This is a genomic window from Burkholderia sp. LMG 13014 (assembly GCF_905232215.1).
In the GTDB taxonomy this organism is placed as follows: domain Bacteria; phylum Pseudomonadota; class Gammaproteobacteria; order Burkholderiales; family Burkholderiaceae; genus Burkholderia.
The window spans coordinates 1-2,751 of record NZ_CAJNKE010000710.1 but is presented as its reverse complement, the minus strand read 5'-3'; the positions used below and the strand labels follow the sequence as shown (position 1 = coordinate 2,751).

General features: G+C 68.7%; 2 protein-coding genes and 1 pseudogene. All 3 read right to left on the bottom strand.

Going from position 1 to position 2,751, the window contains the following annotated elements; genetic code table 11:
- On the bottom strand, nucleotides 1-1,209 hold a 1,209-nt coding region (locus JYJ84_RS33445; protein WP_205190040.1), incomplete at its 3' end, for an MFS transporter.
- A gap of 194 nt (nucleotides 1,210-1,403) precedes the next feature.
- Entirely contained in the window at nucleotides 1,404-2,297 is an 894-nt protein-coding gene (locus JYJ84_RS33440) for a DMT family transporter (RefSeq protein ID WP_175219300.1), read from the bottom strand.
- Nucleotides 2,298-2,609: 312 nt separating this feature from the next.
- A pseudogene (locus JYJ84_RS38090) lies at nucleotides 2,610-2,751 on the bottom strand (LysR family transcriptional regulator); the annotation flags it as partial.

The following is a 2,751-nucleotide window of genomic DNA, read 5'->3' as shown; positions in this document are numbered from 1 at the left end:
CGCGAGATCGTACGAATGCGTGACGTCCTTGATCCGCCCCATCACCGGCGGCAGCGCGAGCCCCGCGATGTTCGCGACCGCGTTGATCAGCGCGATCGACGCGGCGGCCGTGAGACCCGACACGTATTCGGTCGTCACGGCCCAGAACACCGGCGTCGCGGCCCAGTTGAAGCCGACCGCGAACACGAGCAGCGCATACGCGACAGGCAGCGTCGGCGTATAGATCGCCGCGATCAGCAACGCGCCGGCCAGCAGCATCGGCACGCCGAGATGCAGCGCACGTTCGCCGCCGAGATCCGAACGCCGGCCGTTCACGTACATCGCGACGCACGCGAACAGGAACGGCAGCGCGGACAGGCTGCCGACCGCGAAACTCGATTGTCCCGACAGGCTCTTCACGAGCAGCGGCAGGAACAGCGTGAGGCCGATCGTGCCGAACGCCTGCAGCAGCCAGAACGCGGCGAGCGCCCACACCTTGCCGTCGCCGAACGCACGCCGCAGCGCGACGCCGTGCGACAGGTGCTCGCGCGGCGCGGTGTCGCGCAGCGTCGCTTCGAGCCACGCGCGCTCGTCGGCCGGCAGCCAGCGCGCATGCGCGGGCGTATCGGGCAGGCGGCGCAGCACGACGAACCCGAGCAGCAGCGCGGGCACGCCTTCGAGCAGGAACAGCCAGCGCCAGCCCTCGATGCCGAGCACGCCGTTCAGGTTCAGCAGCGCGCCGGACAGCGGCAGCCCGATCACCGAGGCGAGCGTCGCGCCGATATAGAAGAACGACATCGCGCGTGCACGGTCGCTCGGCGGATACCACGCGGACAGGTAGTAGATGATGCCTGGCGTGAACCCCGCTTCCGCCGCGCCGAGCAGCAGGCGCATCGCATAGAGTTGTCCCGGCGTATGGACGGCGCTCATCGCGGCCGCGACGATGCCCCACGTGATCATGATCCGCGCGATCCAGCGGCGTGCGCCGACGCGCGCGAGGAACAGGTTGCTCGGCACCTCGAACAGGATGTAGGTCACGTAGAACAGCCCCGCGCCCAGCCCGTACATCCCGGCGCTCAGCCCAAGGTCGGCGTTCATCTGCAGCGCCGCGACCGAGATGTTCGAGCGGTCGATATACGCGACGAGATACAGCAGCATCAGGAACGGAATCAGGCGCAGGTTCAGGCGCCGCATCGTCGCGGCGTGCAACTGCGGGGTGGCAGCGGTCATCGGTGTGTCTCCTGGTTCGTCTCGCCCGTCTCGCGGGACGGTACGGTCGCCGCGCGGCGGCGGCGCGCCGCGTGAAGCGCGGCGTCATCGAGGCCAGTCTAGGAGCCGTGTGAATTTCGCGTCAATTACCGGGACGTCGTCTCGATATGTGAGATGCGTGCGGCGGGCTGCGTCCCGTGTGCGTTCGATTCAGTTCAGTAGCGCATCACGAGAAACAGCCCCGCCGCCGCGAGCGCCATGCCCGGCCATGCGAGCGCGCCGATCGTCTCGCCGAGCGCCACCAGCGCGATCAGCGCAGTCGCAGGCGGAATCAGGAAGAACAGCGCGGACACGCGCGACGCCTCGCCGTAGCGCACCATCGCGAGCAGCAGCGAGATCGCGATCAGCGAGTTGCAGATGACGAGGTACGCGAGCGAAACGGCGAGCCCGGCGGTCCATTGCACGTGCATCGGTTCGAGCGCGAACGCGAGCGGTGCCGTGACCGCGAGGCCGACCGCGTACTGCACGAGGTTCGCGGTGACCGGATGGACGTCGGTGCCGAAGCGCTTTTCCCACAGCGTGCCGCCGGTGATGCACGCGAGCGCGAACAGCGCGAACGCGAGCGCCCACGGCGACGCGACGTCGACCGCCGAACGCGCGAGAATCACCAGCACCGCGCCCGCGGCGCCGAGCGCGAGCCCGATCCAGCGCAACACGCCAACGCGCTCGCCGGCAATCATCGGCGCGAGCAATCCGACGAGAATCGGCTGCTGCGACGTGACGAGCGCAACGGCACCGGCCGACATGCCGAGCTTCAGGCTCAGGTACGTGAATGCGAAATAACCGGCCTGCAGCAACAGGCCGACCACGACGAGATCGCGCCAGGCGCGCCTCGTGCGCGGCAACGCGGGGCGCAGCCACAGGAACGGGCCGGCGAGCAGCGCGACGACGCAGGCATAGCGCAGCGCGAGGAACGTGAGCGGATCGGCATAGCGCAAGCCGAGCTTCAGGAACACGAAGCCGCTTGCCCACAGGAGCAGGAACAGCGCAGGCGCGATGCGCAACCAGCCCGGTTGCCGTGCGGCCTTCGGGGTATCGATCGTCGTCATGCGCGCTCGCATGGTGTCGTCGCAGGGACGTCTGCTCCGCTCGCGCCGCGGCCGCGTGCATGCGCGCGCATCAGCGGCGCACCGGGTGACCGTTGAGATTCGGTACGCTCACTGTCGCGACGATGACGACCTGCGGTTCCCGCTTCATGACGGCATGCCCCCGGTATATTCGGCGTGCGACGATCATACGCCGCGCCAGGCGATCACGCGTCGTGTCGTGGACAGGTGACGCTCGCCGTGAGGCGAGACGAGGCGAGACGAGGCGATGCGTCACGCATCACGCATCACGCATCACGCATCACGCATCACGCGTCAATCGTCCGACGCCAGCATGCGCGGTATCTCGTCGACGAGCGCATCGATGACGACCCGCACCTTCGACGGCACCTGCCGCGAGGCCGGCCGCACCGCGGACACCTCGGCACCCGACACGCTGTTGCTGTCCATCACGAGC